Annotated in this window: 9 protein-coding genes; 2 read left to right on the top strand and 7 right to left on the bottom strand. The window is 43.6% G+C overall.

Annotated features, from left to right (window positions below; all coding sequences use genetic code 11):
- The 6 genes from F6K52_RS14765 to F6K52_RS14740 all read right to left on the bottom strand — a co-directional run.
- A partial coding sequence (locus F6K52_RS14765; protein WP_293078788.1) for a DUF427 domain-containing protein occupies positions 1–348 on the bottom strand: 348 nt, incomplete at its 3' end.
- A gap of 73 nt (positions 349–421) precedes the next feature.
- Positions 422–1,699, bottom strand: coding sequence for an ergothioneine biosynthesis protein EgtB (gene egtB, locus F6K52_RS14760; RefSeq protein WP_293078786.1), 1,278 nt, complete (start codon positions 1,697–1,699; stop codon positions 422–424).
- Between the two features lie 122 nt (positions 1,700–1,821).
- Positions 1,822–2,409 (bottom strand): Uma2 family endonuclease, encoded by a 588-nt coding sequence (locus F6K52_RS14755; RefSeq protein WP_293078784.1) that lies wholly within the window; start codon positions 2,407–2,409, stop codon positions 1,822–1,824.
- 183 nt (positions 2,410–2,592) lie between these two features.
- Positions 2,593–3,225 (bottom strand): class I SAM-dependent methyltransferase, encoded by a 633-nt coding sequence (locus tag F6K52_RS14750; protein ID WP_293078782.1) that lies wholly within the window; start codon positions 3,223–3,225, stop codon positions 2,593–2,595.
- A 16-nt stretch (positions 3,226–3,241) separates the two neighbouring features.
- Positions 3,242–13,720 (bottom strand): non-ribosomal peptide synthetase/type I polyketide synthase, encoded by a 10,479-nt coding sequence (locus tag F6K52_RS14745; RefSeq protein WP_293078780.1) that lies wholly within the window; start codon positions 13,718–13,720, stop codon positions 3,242–3,244.
- Positions 13,721–14,187: 467 nt separating this feature from the next.
- Positions 14,188–14,340 (bottom strand): hypothetical protein, encoded by a 153-nt coding sequence (locus tag F6K52_RS14740; protein ID WP_293078778.1) that lies wholly within the window; start codon positions 14,338–14,340, stop codon positions 14,188–14,190.
- 375 nt (positions 14,341–14,715) lie between these two features.
- Between F6K52_RS14740 and F6K52_RS14735 the strand changes: the two genes are divergently transcribed.
- On the top strand, positions 14,716–17,139 hold the full coding sequence (locus F6K52_RS14735) for an ATP-binding cassette domain-containing protein (RefSeq protein WP_293078793.1): 2,424 nt from the start codon (positions 14,716–14,718) through the stop codon (positions 17,137–17,139).
- Between the two features lie 241 nt (positions 17,140–17,380).
- Here F6K52_RS14735 and F6K52_RS37005 read toward each other — a convergent pair whose 3' ends face one another.
- On the bottom strand, positions 17,381–18,508 hold the full coding sequence (locus tag F6K52_RS37005) for a DUF433 domain-containing protein (RefSeq protein WP_364417760.1): 1,128 nt from the start codon (positions 18,506–18,508) through the stop codon (positions 17,381–17,383).
- A gap of 277 nt (positions 18,509–18,785) precedes the next feature.
- On the opposite strand from F6K52_RS37005, the gene F6K52_RS14725 reads away from it, so the two are divergent.
- Positions 18,786–19,040 carry a hypothetical protein gene (locus F6K52_RS14725; RefSeq protein WP_293078776.1) on the top strand — a complete coding sequence of 85 codons (255 nt, stop codon included), beginning with the start codon at positions 18,786–18,788 and terminating at the stop codon, positions 19,038–19,040.
- Positions 19,041–19,688 lie beyond the last annotated feature (648 nt).

Here is a 19,688-nt window from a genome sequence, read left to right as displayed (position 1 = left end):
ACCTATGAGTTCCTCGTAGGCTGGGAATATTTCAGTATAGTACCAGGCAACATTTTTAGCTTCGCGATCGCCTACCGTTAGGGTATAGTAATATGCCCTTCCCCTCCACTCGCAGTAAGTGGAGTGATTACTCGGTGTGAAGTACTCGATTTTGATATCTTCTACGGGAATATAATAGTTGGGTGGATGACTAGTTTCTAGTGCTCTCTTGGCACGGTGGGTATCGGCAATGATTTCACCATTAAAAATAATCTTAATCTGCTTAGTTACATCTTCAACCCGGGGAGGTCGGGGATAGTCCCAAACTGATTCTTGACCGGGACCGGGGGGAATAGGTTTTGGTCGCATGAAAAACTCCTAGAGCGTCAATTCTAAATTCTAAATTCTAAATCCTAAATTTTAAATCCTAAATTTGTTTTGGTCAACAAGTATCTGCCAAGCGAATACCAGTGAACTGCCACCGGGTAGAAGGCGGGTAAAAGTTGCGATAGGTTGGACGAATATGAGACAAGGGTGTTACGCATGAACCTCCTCGTAATACCAGTCGATTACACATTAATTTGCCGTTATATTCACCCACTATTCCCGCTTCTAGACGATAACCAGGATAAGGTTGATGGGTGCTATTTGTCCATTCCCACACATCACCGAATAGTTGGTCTGGTTGAGTATTTTCTGTTGCTGGAGCAGGGTGCAGCATTCCACTTTCTAATAAGTTTCCTTCTACTGGAACATTAGTAGTTGCTATTTCCCACTCAGCTTCAGTTGGTAAACGTTTACCTGCCCAACGGGCGTAGGCATCGGCTTCATAAAAGCTAACGTGACAGACGGGTTCATTCTCATTTAAGGGACGCATCCCACCTAGGGTCATCAACCACCAATCACCATCAATTTGTTCCCAATATAAAGGTGCTTTCCAATTTTGATAACGAGCAGTTTTCCAACCTTCTGATAGCCAATAATCGGGATTATTGTAACCTCCAGCTTGGATAAATTCTAGGTATTCTCCATTGGTTACTAATCGAGAAGCGAGTTGATAGTCTTGCAAATAAACTCGATGGCGAGGTTGTTCATTATCGAAGGCAAATCCTTCGCCATCGTGACCAATTTCATACAATTGTGCTGGATAGTCTAACCAATCAAGCTGTTTGCCTACAGATGCAGGATTGGGTGTGGGTAAATCAGGTTTATAGACGGGACGTAGGGGATTATTGCCAAAGATATGCTTAATGTTGGTAAATAGAAACTCTTGATGTTGCTGTTCGTGGTGGAGTGCAATAATAATCAGGGATTCTAATTCTGAGTTTCCGAGATTTTCTGCTATGAATGACTGCATCACTTCATCCACATAGGCACGATAACGATAGACTTCTGCTACGGTGGGGCGAGATAATGTTCCCCGTTGGGCGGCAGCAACTCGTTCCCCTAATGACTCGTAGTAAGAATTTAATAGGTAGTCATATTTGGGATGAAAAACGCTGTAGCCTTGGAAGTAGGGAACTAAAATAAAGGTTTCAAAAAACCAAGCAGTATGGGCCAGATGCCATTTAATGGGACTAGCATCGGGCATACTTTGGACTACATAGTCTTCAATTTCTAGGGGTTGACAAATTTGTTCGCTGAGTTGGCGGACTTGTTGGTAGTATGCTGATAACGATAGCTCTTTTGAGGGCTGAGAGTCAGGAATTGTGATTAACATTATTGTTAGGTATTAAGCGTTATGTTTCCATAGAAAATTTATGGATGTTCTAGATAAGATTTCATCCCGGTAAAAAGGTTCTGCATCAAATTTTATTGTCAATTATCTACTTATGACTTACACTAAACAGCTCCATTCAAAACTTGTTCTGCTGAAAGCTGCAAACCTGGAAAAACTATTGATTCAATCAACTCATTACCTACAAAAACCTTTTCCTCATAAAGATCATCTACCAAGTGCAATACCAAAACCTGCTTTTTGAGTGGATCGACAATCCAATATTCGCGAATCCCCAGCAAGTTATACTCCACTCGTTTGCTACGATAATCGGTCGTCCGAGTCGATTCGCTAACTACTTCAACCACCAACCAAGGTGGTGATTCGTTAAGACGAATGATCGCCTCTCGAGCCAGCATTCCCTCCCATTGCTCCAGTGTTACCACCGTTACATCTGGAATCCGTGCTGTATCCCAACGTCCCCCCCGGGGTGACTCGATGGCAATTAACCCTTGCTTAGCAACCCAGGCTAACCTTTGCTCTTGAATTTCAGCTCGAAATTGATCGTTGAGAAACTCAGTAATTGCACCATGTTGACCTGTAGGTTGAGACATTGCAATCAGTTTCCCATTCACCAGTTCATAACGGCAATCAGTGCCATCGTTGTGGCTTAAGTAGTCTTCAAGGCTAAGCAGTGTAGTAGTGGCAGTCATCGGATTTTTCCTAAGAAGCCATTTTTATGATAATTCTAGTTTACTACAAAAATGGGGTAGAAACTGTAATTTAGGTATTAGGTATTATAAGATTTTATAAATCATTTATTCATTACATTGAAGGTTGGTTTTGTTCCGATAGCAAGGCTAGGCCTAACCCATTTTTTTTTTCATTCAATCAAGTTAAGCTTCGCTTAATTGATACACCCAAGTTTGCAAATACAGAGTAAATTGCCCTTTATCTTCGGCTTTATATTTGTCTCCAAGCTCTGTTAATTGCCACTTTTTTTGTGCTTCTAAGTCCGCCATTTTCTGTTTAAAATCACTGTTTTCGTAGAAGTCAGGGCGTAGAGTAAAGATAATGTATCCCTTTGGTTTAGTAATACGAATCAACTCATCAAAAGAACTACTGGGAGCATGTCCATAGGTAAAGACTCCACAAGCAGTAACGGTATCAAAGGTAGCAGTGGGAAAGTCTAAGGGTTCGCCCAAGACCATTGGGCGTAACTCCGTGTAGACATTCTTCTTTTGTGCCTCTGCCAGCATCCCTTCGGAAATGTCTATTCCCACTAGGTTGTGATAGCCTTCCTCGTGCAACCATTGACCCAATGTACCTGTGCCTGCTCCAGCATCTAAAATTAGAGCATTTTTGGGGAGGTACTTAAGGGTTAGATCGACTATGGGTTCGCGGCTAGGACGACCTAAGGTTTCGCTTAAATCTCGTTCGTAGTCCTTTGCCCATTGGTTATAGCGTTGGGCTAATTCTTGATTGTTTTGGGATTTATATACCCACTGTATTTTATTTTCTGTATTCATCTGTATTGATCTGTATTCATTTGTTTAACAACTTTGTTTGGGTGGTGTTTAAGCACAGTTTAATTTGTTGGGCTAAACTGCTAACGTGGGGTTCCATCATCATGGTGAAATGATTTCCTGGAACAATCTGAAAATCTAACGATTCGCTAGAAAGCTGACTCCAGCCCCAAGTTGGATCTTTTTGAGTCGTTGCTTGATCTGGAAGAAAGTTATCTTCTGGGTAAATTTCACTAGCCCGCAAGAGAGTAATTTGCTTGGGATAGACTTCCTGGGGTACGTACTTCGTCATGGCTTGCATATTAGCCTGATAAACTCGTAATAGTCGCTTTATTTCAGTTTCGCTAAACACCTTACCCACTTTTTTCAAAGCCAAAAGAAGCAGGTTTATTTGCTCATTCCAACTCAAATACTCAAGGGATGATGGTAGGTTTAATTTTTGCTCTAGGGCGCGTTCAAACATCCTTGCAAGGTCAATCGTATATTTGCTTTCATCCCAATAAAGGACTTGTTTTTCATGTTCGGAAACAGGTACTGGAATATCGATAATTGCCAACAGAGCAACGTCTTGGCCTTGATGGTGTAACTGATTTGCTATTTCAAAAGCCACTTTACCACCAAAGGAATGCCCACCGAGAAAATAGGGTCCATCTGGCTGTATTTCTTGGATAGCTTTAATATGGTAGGCGGCAATATCAGCGATCTTTGTGTAGGGTTCTATGTCTTCATCTAAACCGAGCGATCGCAATCCATAAAACGGTTGCTCATTGCCCAGATAACGGGCTAAGGGTTCGAGTTCAAATACATTGCCTAAAACTCCAGGAAGACAGAAAAAGGGCGGTTTAGAGCCGTGGGGTTGCATCGTAACGAGGGTAGAGCAATAGTTACTCTTACTGTTCTTACTGTTCGGTGAAGCTGGGATTGAATTGTCTAAATTTAGAACCTCGACTGCTAGATAATCAACTAGTGCGTCTAGGGTTGGATAATCAAACAGCAGGGTTGAGCGTAGGTTACATCCCAGACTCCTTTGCAAATAGCTCCTTAATTCGATCGCCATTAAAGAGTCTAACCCCAAATCAAATAACCGTTGCGCTAACTCAATTGTTTCTGGTTCCTTTAACCCTAGGGTTTTAGCTACTAGTTCTCGAACATGACAGGTAAGCACATCTCGACGGGCTGATTCGGGTATTTGCTCCAACTCTAACTTTAATGACTGGTTTGATTCCGGCTTGGCAGAAGCATCTGGCATCAAAGACTCATAGAAGGTTGGTACTTGTTGAAACCCACTGATCCATTGAGACCAGTCGGTCATCGGTAGCACAGTCACTTGGCTGACATCCTGTGCCATTAACTTGCCAAGCAATTGAAACCCTTCTGGATAAGTAATAAAATCAATCCCCTGAGCAGCTAGTCGCAGTTGTTGCTCACTGCTCAGTTTTGCTGCCATACCCACTTGACTCCAAGCGCCCCAATTTACACATAGGGCAGGTAGATTTAGGGTACGACGGTAATAAGCGATCGCATCCAGGAAAGTATTAGCAGCAATATAATTTCCTTGTCCCAGCATCCCTGTAATGGATGCAGCAGAAGAGAAACAGATAAAAAAGTCCAGGGGTAAATCTTTGGTCAACTGGTGTAGATTCCAAGAACCTGCAACTTTGGGAGCCATTACCTTCTCAAACCGTTCCCAAGATTGCTGTTGAAGGACACCATCATCCAGCACTCCAGCAGCGTGAATAATACCTCGTAGGGGTTGGGCACAGGCTGTTAATAAGTGAGTTACATCTTCTGGCTGGGAAACATCGGCTTGGACAACCAAAACCTCCGTTCCCTCTTGCTCTAACTGGCGTACTTCTTCCTGTACCTCTGGTGTAGATACTCCTCGGCGACTGGCTAAAACCAGGTGTTTAGCTCCCTGTTCAATCAGCCATTGAGCCGCTTTAATTCCTAAACCGCCCAAACCCCCTGTAATCAGGTAACTACCATCTTTGCTTACTAATGTTTCTCGACTAGCAGTACTTTGAGTTGTGAACTGCTTTAATCTAGCTACATAACGAACCCCTTGTCGATAGCCAATTTGGTCTTCACTATTGTCAGAAAACAACAGTTCGTCTAGCAGCACTTCCACAGATGATGCAGTTTCCAGTTCTGATGGATCTAAGTCCAAACGCATACACCGGAGTTCGGGATATTCCAGGGAAATGGCTTGACCTAAACCCCATAAGGGTGCCTGTTGGACTTGCAATGGGGCTGAATCGATTGGTCTTGAACCTTGGGTAACTAGCCACAAACGGGGTGATAGTTTAGCATCAGATAGCGCTTGAATTAGATGCAAGGCACTACCAGAACCTAGAAGTTGCGATCGCCTTTGGCGCGCTCTGAAGAGCGATCGCTCTATGGTTGTCGTAGAGTCTTTTGCGATCGCCTTTGGCGCGCTCTGAAGAGCGATCGCTTCCAGACTCCACAAGTGAACTACCCCCTGCCAAGGCACCGGGTTATCTTCAAGTAGTTGTTGGAACTGTTCGGGAGCGGCTGGGTTAATTTGATAATATCCAGCAATAAAGTCTTGTTCCGATATTAATTGCTGATAGCTGGAACCAGGCACAATCAGGGTACAGGAATGTCCCTGGTGGAAAAGATTTTGAGCGAGGGTTTCACCAATTCCATTGTCATCAGCAAAGATTAACCAATTACCCGGTTGACTCCCTTGGGGTCGGGAAATGGCTTCAGTCGGTTCCCAAACCACTTCGTATAAGTGATTCTCTAAATCCGATTTACTATCAATACTGGTTTGATTGGCACGTCGCAAGGATAAACCGGAAACCAATGCTACCAAATTTCCCTGATCATCGAACAGGTTGACTTGAGCGTTTAGGGTTTCGCTTTCATGAGTTGTTCCCTGTTGGAGAGTGGCATAACTCCACAAGTAGCGACTTGGACGACCGTAGACCCGCAGGTGCTCTAAAATCACTGGTAAGTAGCTTCCCTCTGGTAAGATCGACTCCAGAATCTGAAGACCAGTATCCAGTACCGCTGGGTGTAATGTATAGTTGTCTATTTCCTGCCAGACAACTTCTGGCACTCGAATGCGACCGAGAACTGCTCCATCACCTTTCCAGAGTTGTTCTACTCCTTGAAAGCTAGGACCGAAATCAATGTGTTGATATCGCCTTTTTTCGTAGAAGGCTTCGGCGGATATGGCTTCGGTACATTGCTCTTGCCAAGCTGCTAAGTCAAACTGAGTTGCTTGAGGTTCTGTCTGGTTGTTTACCCCCTTCTTAGACAGTACAAATTCACCGAAAGCATGACGTATCCAAGTCGTTTTTTGATGTTTTTCCTGAGCTATAATCAGACTAAAAATCTGGAAAGAATAGACATCAGTTCCTTGGGGAGTTAAAACCAATTGTATTGTGTCGATTTCTTCTTCTCCAGCTGATAGCACCAGAGGCTGCTCGATAAATACGTCTTTTAATACGATCGGATTGCTTCGGAAAGTCGTTTCTCCAGCAGCTAAAGCTATTTCTAAATAGGCAGTTAGGGGCAGAATTGCGCGATCAAAAATGCGATGATCACTTAAATAGCTCAAATTGTGCCAATGTTGACTGATTTGGCATTGGAAACGAATCTCCTGGGTTCCAGCTAAAGGCAATTGTTGACCGAGTAAGGGATGGGTGTCAGAAGGTGGAGTATAGTTAGCTACTTTCTTTGGTTCAATCCAATAGCGTTGTCGCTGAAAGGGATAAGTTGGTAAATGTTCTCGGCAACGAGGGTAATCTCGATCGAATCCTAACCAGTTGACTGGGATACCTTGCAGATAGAGTTTTACCAAACTGTTTAATAGTTGCTGCCAATCGGCTTGCGGTGGGCGCAAACTTGGTAACCATAAACTCTCATGTTCTAGCAAACACTGACGCCCCATTCCTAATAAAATCGGTTTCGGACCAATTTCTAGGAATATCTCTACACCCTGCTGTTCCAAACTGTTCATGCTGGCAGCAAATTGAACCGGTTGTCGGATATGACGAACCCAATAGTCTGGAGTTGCTATGTCATTGGTTGCCACCTGTCCGGTGAGGTTGCTAATTAGTTTAAGATGGGGGAGAGAAAAACTAACTTGTCGAGCAATAGTCTCAAATTCTGCTAAGATTGGCTCCATCAACGGTGAGTGAAACCCATGGGAAACGGTTAATTTTTTCGTTTTAATCCCTTCAGATTCCAGGGTTTCACAAATACTGTCAATAGCTTCTTGTTTACCGGAAATTACTACACTTTCTGGTCCGTTAATTGCTGCAATTGAAACGTCGTTTTCGTAGGGTTGAATGGCTTCTTTAACCCGCTCTGGAGGAGCCAACAGGGAAACCATTGTCCCAGCTTCAGGCAGTGCTTGCATTAGTCTGCCACGGTGGGCGATTAATTTTAAACCGTCTTCTAAACTGAAAACTCCAGCTACACAAGCCGCGACATATTCTCCGACACTATGACCGATAACCACATCGGGTTCTATCCCCCAAGATTTCCATAACTGGAAGAGGGCATACTCTAGGGCAAATAAGGCGGGTTGGGTATAGGCAGTCTGCTCTAGGGTGTGGGGTGTGGGGTGTGGGGTGTGGGGTTTGCTGCTAACCCACCAACCTGCGCTAACAGAGTTTGGGATTTGTTTCTCTTTGTTGTTTCCTCTTGCTTCCCCTTGGGGATACAGTACTTCTAGTAAAGGGATTTCGAGATAGGAACGCAGAATGCGATCGCACTGTTCGAGTGTGTCACGGAAGGTCGGTTGGGTATCGTAGAGTTGACGTCCCATGTTGAGATATTGGGAGCCTTGCCCGGTAAATAAAAATGCGATTCCTGCTGTTTTTTCTGAAGTCTTCGTCTGGCCTAGTATTTCAGGTGTAACCTTCGCTAATTGTTCCTGCAGTTGCGATCGCTCTTCAGAGCGCGGCAAAGCCGATCGCGACTCTACAACAACTGCCAACCGATGCTTGAAATGTTTGCGTCCCGTATTAGCCGTAAAACAAATATTGGCTAGTTCTGTTTCTGGGTGAGATTCCAGGTAAGTCAAATAGCGTTCTCTCAACTCGTGCAATGCCTTCTCGGTCTTAGCGGATAAGGTAAAGATATGGGATGAACGCTCCCAATTCCCAATTCCCCATTTCCCATTCCCGATTCCCGATTCCCTACGGTGCGCGTTCCCTAGGTCGGGAAACCCGACCGGGGTCGCACCGCTCCCGATTCCCGATTCCCGATTCCCTGTTAAAGGTGCTTCCTCCAACACCACATGAACATTCGTTCCTCCCATACCAAAGGAACTCACCCCAGCACGGCGGGGAGTATCCTTGGCTTCCCATGCCGACAACTTGGTATTAACGTAAAAAGGACTACCTGCAAAATCAATGTTGGGATTGGGTTGCTCAAAGTTCAGGCTAGGGGGGATTTGCTGGTGTTTGAGTGCCAGTACGGTTTTAATTAAGCCTGTGATACCGGCAGCATTAGCTAAATGTCCCACATTGGTTTTCACCGAACCAATGGCACAAAAGCCTGTTTCGGCAGTGGTTTCTCGAAAGGCTTGGGTCAGTGCGGCAATTTCGATCGGATCCCCAAGGGCAGTAGCAGTGCCATGGGCTTCGATATAGCTCACCGTACTGGCATCAATTCCAGCAACGGCTTGGGCTTCAGCAATGACAGCAGCTTGTCCTTCTACTGAGGGGGCAGCATAACTGACCTTTAAGGAACCATCGTTGTTAATGGCCGAGCCTTTGATAACTGCATAGATACTATCTTGATCTGCGATCGCATCCGATAGCCGTTTGAGAACTACAATTCCTGCACCATTCCCAAATACGGTTCCTTGAGCCTGGGCATCAAAAGCTCGACAATGGCCGTCAGGGGAAAATACTGCCCCTTCTTGGTGAAGGTAGCCCGTTTTTTGGGGCAAGCGGATGGCAACTCCCCCTGCTAATGCCATGTCGCACTCCGTGTTTAGCAAACTCTGACAAGCACTATGGACCGCTACTAGTGCTGTGGAACAAGCGGTTTGAATATTCACGCTCGGTCCGGTTAGATTTAGCTTGTAGGACACCCGCGTGGGTAGAAAATCGGGTGCTTGTCCGATGGTCATTTGCACGTCACCAACGGTTTCCAAAAAGGAACGATTGTTAGCATAACCCAAACCTGGACTAACGTTATTAATTAGATAGGTATTGATGCCTCCACCTGCATAAACAGCGATTGCTCCTGGATAGGTTTCCGGGTCATATCCAGCATCCTCAAGGGCAACCACAGCGCACTCCAAGAAAATTCGTTGTTGGGGGTCTAGGATTGCTGCTTCTTTGGGACTATAGCCAAAAAAGCCCGCATCAAACTGGTCAATATCTTCCAAAATTGCACCAGCTTTGACATAGTTAGGATTCTTCAGCCAAGCGGGATCCGCTGGTTCCAATTCATCTTCAGCAAAAGTGGAAATTGATTCCACTCCATCCAGCAAATTCTGCCAAAATGTCTCTATATCTTTGGCTCCTGGAAACCGTCCGCTCATGCCAATAATGGCGATAGAATCATGTTCAACTTGTTGACTAATTCCCTTACGAGTCTTGAAAACTGGTTGCTTTTGGTCTTGCTGGCTTAAGTGTTGGGCTAAACTGCTAATGGTAGGGTACTGAAACAGCGTGACCACTGGTAGCTCAACCTTTAAGGCTTCAACTAATCGTTTATGAACCTGGATTAGTAGTAAAGAATTACCCCCCAGCTCAAAGAAATTATCATTAATCCCTACTACCTCTAACTGCAACATATCCTGCCAAACCTGAGCAATCAATTCCTCTGTCTGTGACTGAGGCATGACCAGTGCTGTGGACAATTCCGGACGGGACCTTTCTGGAGCCGGTAAGGCACGACGGTTTACTTTTCCATTAGCCGTCAGAGGCATTTTCTCAAGGGTGACAAATGCAGCTGGCACCATGTAGTTAGGCAAAATTGATTGTAAATAATGGCGCAGTTGGGGTTCGAGTTGGCGAGCTACTTTACCCTGAAGGGGATTATTAGCGTAGTCTTTCCAAGGCTTGGCTTGACCTGGGGGTTTGGGGTATGGGGTGCAGGGAGTAGTGAGATGATGTCGAAAAATGACATCATAGCAGTCCTTTGCTTGGGAACTAGACCAGTTGATATAGATGGTATAGGGTAGCTGCTGGCTCAAGTCCCACCAATCCTCTGGCTCTATACCAACGGTTTTTTCCTGTTTTAATGCCTCCCTGAGTTCGGCTACAGTAGCTAGCTCTCCCTGGTCTAGTAATTCTAAAAGCTTGACTTCTGACACCAAACGTGGATTGGGAATAGTTTTGATACCCAGCATTTCAGGTTGGCTCTGTTGGAGTAGCTGGCGAACAGAAGGTAAGGTTAATTCATCTTGCTGCCAGTGTAACCAGCTAGGTTCTACAGTAGAAGAGACGGCTTCCCCTAAATGAAGGATGGCATCGTAGCGGAATCTTGTCAGCTCATTATGATAACTACCACGCTTAAGCTGAATATCGACATGACTAATTTGGGGGAGGTGGTGCTGCAGAGCGACAAACAATTCTGGGTCAATGACCAAATCCTCTTCATTGCTCATCCTGGTTTGGATGCGTTGCTGCAACTGTTCTCCAGATAGCTGTTTCGGAGCCTGATACAGTTGCACAGAGCTATGGAAAGCTTCCAATAACGGCAAACTTCGTATATCTCCGAGGAAGATAAAGCCTCCTGGAGTAACTGCTTGCACTGCTTTTTCCAGCACCTCTATTAAGTAATCAATACTGGGAAAATGCTGAACGACTGAATTGATAACGACTGCGTCAAATGACTGAGGTTCGATATCCTCAAAATTGTCAGCAGCTCCCTGGCAAAGCTCGACACCGGACCAATTGCCATCTAATTGTTCAATTTGCTCCTCAATATAGTCCAAAGCTTCCTGGGAAATATCAATTCCCACATACTTAGAACAATGGGGGGCAATCCGAAATAACAGCATCCCTGTTCCGCAACCTAACTCCAGCACCCGAGTTGGCTTGCAGGCAAGAATCCGTGCTGTTGTCTGCTCTACCCATTCCCGCATCTCCTGTTCTGGAATCGGCTCACCCTGATAGCTATCATTCCAACCAATAATATTAAAGGTGGGGTCAGCCACGGGAGCAGATTGGCTATAAATGGCGTTATCGACTTCCTGCCATTGCTCAACTTGATCAGTTCTGGCGATATTATTGGCTTCTTCGTTAGGAACAACATAAGCCACCAATCGTTTATCCCCTGGTGTATCTTCCCTAGCTAAAACAACACTCTGCTTCACTTGGGAATGCTGACTCAGCAAGGCTTCAATTTCCCCGAGTTCAATTCGGAAACCACGAAGTTTTACTTGATGATCCACACGACCGATAAACTCAATATTACCATCAGGTAAATAACGAGCTAAATCCCCTGTTTTGTAAAAGCGATCGCTCTTTTGGGGCAGGCCTAAGCCGCGCCAAAGGCGATCGCTAAATTTTGAATTTTGAATTTTGAATTTTGAATTGTTAAAGGGGTTAGGAATAAACCTCTCTTCAGTCAATTCCGGACGATTTAGATAACCTCTAGTAATGCCAGCACCACTAATGTAGACTTCTCCAGGAACCCCAATGGGAACGAGCTGGAGATGGCTATCTAGTAGATAGATTTGTGTATTAGCAATGGGGCGACCAATGGGCACTCTAGCTAGTGCTGCCTGAGGCTGACACTTATAAACACTGCTCCAAACTGTTGCTTCTGTCGGACCGTACTCATTATAAAGGGATGTGTCTGGGAGTCGTTGGTGATGCAGTGTAATTAAATCTGTAGTACAAGCTTCTCCTGCAACAATAACGGCCTGTAAGGAAACAAGTTTGGAAGTTCCTTGTGCCAAAATTAGAGCATATAGAGATGGTAAACACAGTAAATGAGAAACATGATGCTGAGTAATTAAACTAGTCAGTTGTCGAGGATCTTGCTGATAGTTTTGGTGGGGCAGCACCAGGGTTCCCCCTTCACACAAAGTCCAAAAGATACCTGCTACTGAACTATCAAAAGCGAAGGAAGACAACAACAGATAGCTAGTTAGGGGTTCGGAGTAATACTCAATACGAGCCTGAGTGGAGTGAACTAGGTTTTGATGAGTTACCAGCACCCCCTTAGGCTTGCCTGTGGAACCGGATGTGTAGATCACATAAGCTAAGTTTTCGGCTGTGGCATCGCTAATGGGATTTTCTTCACTCTTGTTGGAGATTACTGTCCAATCTCTATCCAAGTTAACTAGATCTGCCCCATGGTCTGGCAATTGATTCAGCAATTTTTCTTGAGTGACCAGCACTGAAACTTTAGCATCGGATAACATGAAAGCTAAGCGTTCTTGGGGATAGCTTGGATCTAAAGGCACATAAGCGCCACCAGCCTTGAGAATACCAAGCAGTCCCACCAGCATCTCCAGAGAACGCTCTACACAAAGACCCACTAGCGCATCTGCTCCTACCCCAAGCGAACGCAGATAATAGGCCAGTTGATTAGCTCGTCGATTCAGCTCCCGATAGGTTAGCTGCTCTGCTTGAAAAACTGCTGCTACGGCCTCTGGAGTTTTCTCTACCTGCTCCTCAAATAGTTGATGGATACATTTATCAAGGGGGTACTCTACCTGGGTATCATTCCACTTAAGTAGTAGCTGCTGCTCTTGAGCTGCACTCAACAGTGGTAAAGTGGCAAGACACTGGTCTGGATTAGCAACGATGGCCTCAAGCAAAGTCTGGAAATGCCCCAAAATTTGCTGAATTGTTGCTGAATCCAACAACTGGGAGTTGTATTCACACTCTAGGGTTAAACTCCCTTCTTCCTCAGAAGCCATAATCACCAGAGCACAGCTGTGAATTTGTTCAGAGATGTTTGCTAAATTCTCTTTCTCTATCGGTATTTTGGAAATACAAAATGGCACATTACACAACACCAACATCACCTGAAAAATTGATGCTATGCTTAACCCTTCATCTGTTTTTAATTCCTCAACTAACTTCTCAAATGGGTAATCTCGATTTTCTCTAGCCTCCTCAATTGTATTAGCAACCCGCTTTAAAAGTTCTCTAGCACTTAGATCACCTGATAAGTTTGTCCTTAGTGCTATTGGATTATAAAACTTTTCCGTACTTCCTGACTTGATTTCCCTAATACTATCGGTAGATATAGAACCAACAATGATATCTTTATGCCCCGTGTAACGCAGTAAAATAATTTTAAATATAGCTAAAATTGCGGTAAATATAGTGATGTTTTCACATCTACAAAATTTAGTTATCTCTATATAGAGCTGTTGATCGAGTTGCAAAGGTTCCCTGGATCTAGTAAATGTCTCAACTGGCGATCGCTGCTCATTTAAAAATTCTTGTAAAACCGGCAGTTCCCCACTTAGTCGCTTTTTCCAGTAGGCTTGCTGTTCGGTTAAGCTAACGTTGCTCAATTGTGTTGTATAAGTAGTCATGTCAAAAACTATCCTTAATTTTAAAGTAATTTTATAAAAATCTGGTAACCGTTAACCTTCTATTGGAAGGTTCAGAGCAAGCCATACTAATTAACCCTAGTAATACCATATTACGATGATTTATGTAAATTCCATGAAGCGATTCTATAGAAATCCGATCTGATTTGTCAAATATAGTGGCCGAACTTATGCTCTAACCCAAGCCCTGCAAAGATTTCAGATTTTTAAGATTTTAAAACTGATTTACCATTGCTATTTCAAAAATTTTCACAGACAAGTTTGGCGCTCAAGGCAAACTGGTGGTATGGGCACTTGCGACCAAGTTATAATCTTTTGTTGCGAAGCGTCTAAATCAAATATTTTTCTAGAAAACCCAGGGTAATCGCCGCTATTTTGTATAAATAAGACTTGACAAAATAGAGGTTAAATGAATATAGCAATTCTATGACTTGTGAGGTACACAATTTCTAGATTTTAGGGAACAGCGGATCTGGGAACAGCGATGCAGCGCGGTCTTGGGGGTTTCCCCCATGAGCGACTGCATCAAGACGGGAACAGGAACCCACCCCTAACCCCTCCCAAGAGGGGAATAGAGAATATAGAATAGCGATGCGCTGCATTAAGAGGTGCGACCCGTTCGCGAATTTAATTCTTAATGGGTCAAGCGCACCTAAAAGGGAATCAACGTCAAAGAATACTGTACCTCATGAGTCCTAGAAACGCTATAGTAATTCTAAATCATTTGTAAAATATGCAAGATCGTAAATCATTACTGAGCAAGGGTTATAGCGATAGCTTCGCCAAATATATTTCACGAATCATATAGAATGCCTATATAAGTAATACATATAGCATGGGAGAATTGCTATATCAAAATTGCATGATTATTCATCAACAGGTTGAAAATAGAGACAAACTTAGCTTATTTAGACTCAAGATCATTTTATTTAAAATAATAAAAGGGAAACATTATCAAAAAAATCCCAACTATGACAATGAGCTATCTAGAGCTAAACAATCAAGGTAAAGTACTTCGTTTTTCTCTTGAGAAAGGATTTTATCGATTAGGACGCGATCGCACTTGGTCAGATTTCGATATTCCTGAAACAGGCTGGACTATTGTCTCCCAACGCCATGCTTTTCTGCTTCAAGAGGGAGAGGATTATCGCATCTTTGATGGTGATGGGGGAAATCCCAGTACTAATGGACTATTTGTTAACCACACTCGCATCACTGATGGGTATCTTCTCAAGCATGGCGTAGAGTTGACTATTGGACAAAATCCTCGGGACTACATTCGCCTCACTTATTTTAATCCGGCCCATAGTCAACCAAGGGTGACGCCAAATAAACGGCAGCTTTCCTTGGCAAGTGTCCAAAAGTGGCCAGTGCAATTGGGTCGTTCTCCTAATAATCAACTTTCCCACTCTTGGCAATTAGATGCACCGACGGTTTCCACCCTTCACGCTACCATCATCAAGATTTCCGAAGGCAATTATCAGATTAATAATTATAGCAGAAATGGAACCTTTATCAATGACAAGTTAATCCATAAACCAGTATTACTTAAGGATGGGGATACGATTCGGATTGGTCCGTTTATATTACTGTTGAGGCAGGATACTTTAGAATTAGTTGACCAAGGTAATCAAATTCGGATTGATGCTGATAAATTGCTGCGCCAGGTTAGTTATAAATTAGGCAAAAAACGCACTATCCTCAATCAGGTTTCTATGCCGATTGAACCAGGTCAGTTAGTGGCGTTGGTAGGAGGTAGTGGCACTGGGAAATCTACGTTACTGAAAACGCTATTAGGAATTGCACCAATTACTAAAGGTACTGTATTTATCAATGGCCAAGATTTGCGACAGCATTTTAATCAGTACCGCTCACAAATTGGCTATGTTCCCCAAGATGATATTGTGCATCGGGATTTAACGGTAAAAGAAGTACTAACCTATGCCTGTGAATTACGATTACCACCAGATACTGATGTGAAACAGGTGGTGAAGCAAACCTTGTCACAAGTCAAACTGGATTTTGTGAGAAACACGGTTGTGGGTAATCTCAGTGGGGGACAACGGAAACGAGTCAGTATTGCTGTGGAATTATTGGCTGATCCGAAACTGTTCTTTCTGGATGAGCCTACGTCTGGTCTAGATCCAGGACTGGATAAGGAAATGATGCAGCTATTGCGAGAATTAGCGAATCAGGGACGAACTGTGGTGCTGGTGACTCATGCTACTGCGAATATTGACGTATGCGATCGCATTGCCTTTATGGGTCGGGGTGGACGGTTGTGTTACTTTGGTCCTCCCACAGAAGCCATGGACTTTTTTAAGATGCCATCTCCAGACTTAAGATACTTCCCTGATATTTACCTGAAGCTAGAGCAAGGGGAAACACCGGAGGAACTTGAGCAGAATAGTGAAAACTGGCATCAGCGGTTTCTCAGCTCACCTGGTTACAAGACCTACATTTCCGCCCACCTCAGTCCTGGTCAAAGGTTGCTATCGACCTCAATCCCTAGCAAAAGTTCTGGTATTCCTGTTTTCAAGCAACTCAAGCAACTCAAACTCAAGCAACTGCTGTTGCTCAGTCAGCGCTATCTAAAACTAGTAGTGCGGGATATGCGGAGTGTTGCCCTAGCCTTACTAACTGCTCCCATTGGGATTAGCTTGATTATTCTGACCTTGTCAGGGCAAGACCCTTTAGCTCAACTGAATTCTCCAGAGATCACCCAAGCACCTCTAGCGCTACAAGTACTGTTTATTTTTACCTGTGCTGCCCTTTGGGTAGGACTATCTAGTTCACTGCAAGAAATTGTGAAAGAGTCTAGTATTTATGCCAGAGAGCGACTGGTTAATTTAGGGTTATTTCCCTATCTCGGTTCCAAAGTATTGATTCGGTCTGGCTTAGCTCTTTTACAAACTATATTGATTGTTACTATTGTGCTCTATGGGTTTAAGTCACCTACCTCTGAACTACTGGATTGGAAAATTGGCTTGGGAATCACGACTTTTTTAACCATTATCGCTGCTACCAGTTTAGGTCTGATGGTATCGACATTAGTTAAAAATGAAAGTGAAGCCAATAATACTATACCATTAATTTTGCTACCCCAGATTATTTTTTCTGGAGTTATTTTTAAACTCAAAGGATTAGCCAGTACACTATCTTGGCTGATGGTAAGTCGTTGGTCAATGGGAGCTTATGGTGCCCTGGTAAATGTGAATAGTATGGTACCCGAACAGTCTTCGAGGTTCGGATTAAAGCTTCCCCCTCCTCCCTTTGAAGCAACACCAGTTTATGATGCCACTTGGCAAAATTTGATTCTTAATTGGCTACTATTGTGCTTACATATAGCGGTTTATTTAATAATTGCTTTTCGATTACAGAAGCGGAAGGATATTTTCTAGAAGTCGGGAATCGGGAATCGGGAATCGGCAATCGGGAGGAGATGTAGGGTGGGCAGTCAGTAGGGTGTGTTAGGGGCGGACTTACCCTTATTTTTCCCCTCGTAGCCAGCGTTGGTATAGTCCGCCCCGTAACGCACCACCCACCAGAGAATGAATTTTATGAAAACTCTGTAAGCATTCAGTTATCAGTTGCCTAACAAAACTTTTGCATGTCTCTCAAGATTGTGATCAATCAAGAAAATCATGCGTTCTGTCCGTGTCTTGCTTTCTGTTCCTGGAGTTTTGCCCACAACGCTTCTCGACCGGGTTTAGGGGGCATTGTTGCAATGCGAGCAAAGTGTTCTCGATTCCGTTGTTCCCAATACTGTCGGTTTTCCTGTTCCTCTTGCAAAATAGTTTGATACTCTGCTTCGACTTGGGTACGATTTTCTTCAATATATGATAGAGCAGCGCTTACTTGTTCCTTTGTGAGGTTAAGGACATCGCCAATTAATTTTGGTGGATACTGAGCTGTGACATAATCCATCACATCGTAGAGAGTGATGCGTGTTCCGGCAATGGTTAATCCCCATTCTGTGCGAATTATTATAGCTGTCTCTTTTGTTTTGAGGCATTCTTTGATAAATTTATTGACACTAAGATAGACCTGACTGTTTTGAGACTCTGGTTTACATAGGTCAATGTGATTCTTTGGCATCCCAACCGGCTTCACTTTTTCAATACCGGGGTTGGCACTAGCTGGGTCTACTACCAAAATCCCTTTGACAGGCTGAGTTTCATAGTAGACTTTTGTGGCAATGCCTAGACTCCGGACATTTTCTCGATACCATTCATTTAATTCCAGTAACTGAGGTTCATTAGCTTGTAGTTCCTTTAAACTTACGGTGGTTCGTGCCAGAACGCCAATATTTTTAATTAAATTAGCCAGATGAGCCCCAGTGTGGGGAGTAGCCAGAAATACAATCGCTTTCGTCTGCTCAAGAATGGCTTGCTTTTGAAAGGTCAAGGCACTTTTGAGCATTTTTTTGACTAAAAGCCCGCCCATACTGTGAGTAATAAAGATTAATGGACGTTGGCCGAGCTCGCGGATATCTAACCAATCTAATAAATTACTAGATTGATCGAAAAGGGGCATACTGCTGTTGCTTTTCCAGTTTGTCGCTTTAGCGCTATACCCAAAAGACCAGATGTTAACGCATAAATTATCTTTTCCTAACCATCCTAGCCAGTAGTCATCATCATCCCGTTTTCCCTGGGGATGCCACGTGCTTATCGCATCCCCTCCCAGCCCGTGAACAAACACCACATCCGCTCTGGCAAATGAGTCCTGATGGCTTGAGATTTCGATTAAGCCCGTTGAATCACTCACCGATTAGCCTCCAGTTAATTATATAGCATTAACTAGTAAATGCATGAAACCCAATATCAATTTAGTGTAACAAAAAAATACAGGCAGTGGGGAGTCGGAAATTTAGAATTTAGAATTTAGAATTTAGAATTTAGAATTACCTTTGTACAAAACAATACTTCATACCATAAACGTACATTTTCTATCAATTACAACTCAAAAAAAATCTAAAATTCCTTGACAAATTAAATTATTATCGTTATGATTATGTTTGTAAACCTTAAAACGTTTTTTTACTATGTCTGACAACTTCCGCCCTAACCCAGAAAACACTCCTGAAGAAATTACTCCTAGTAATATTCCTCAGGAACCTTCCCAAAAAAAATACCCCATTAAGCACATTTTGAAGGGCTCCCGCCAGGCAATAAACAACACCATCCATACCCTTTATGCACGGGGTTACGCCCAAGTTGACGAGTGGAGCCCCCTTCAATCAACTGACATTCCTGGGGAATTCATCACGGTAATGACAAAATACTTAATGCTGGGTTAAGGGCTTAAATTTCAGGGGGCTTTGCCCCCTGGCCAAAGCATCAGGTCTGATCGTGTAGTGTGGCCTTTGGCCAATCACATCGGATCACATCTGGATGGGTTTACAAAGTTGAGACATAGGTAACAATTCCTAGCCGTGGAACATTGTTCTGCGGCTATTTTTTTTGTTTATTATTTTTTAGGGAACAGGGAATAGGGAATAGCTACAGTAGGGTGGGCAAATCCACAGGATAACTTATCATTTGGTCAAACTTTCATAATTTGCCCACCCTACCTGACTACAATTTTTAGTAGGGTGGGCAAAGGGACATGATTCCTGATCAAATTGCCAAACTTCCATAATTTGCCCACCCTACCTGACTAGGATTTTTAGTGCGTACGCTCAAGTCTTGTGGGCAAATCCACAGGATAACTGATCAAATTGCCAAAATTTATTTGCCCACCCTACTGTAGATGTAGGGTGGGCAGTGGTTACTTTAACGATTGTCAGCTTTTCAAGTTATCTGAGAGGTTGTCTGAGAAGTCTCATTTGCTACATCCAAGCCCCCTAAATCCCCCGAGCGAGGGATTGCTAGCTCGGGGGACTTTTAGAAGCAAATTGACTCTTTTTCCCCCCAAGCGAGGGATTGCTCGCTTGGGGGGCTAGGGG

This window comes from Moorena sp. SIO3H5, from assembly GCF_010692395.1.
Taxonomy (GTDB): Bacteria; Cyanobacteriota; Cyanobacteriia; order Cyanobacteriales; family Coleofasciculaceae; genus Moorena.
This window is presented reverse-complemented; position numbering and strand designations above follow the sequence as displayed.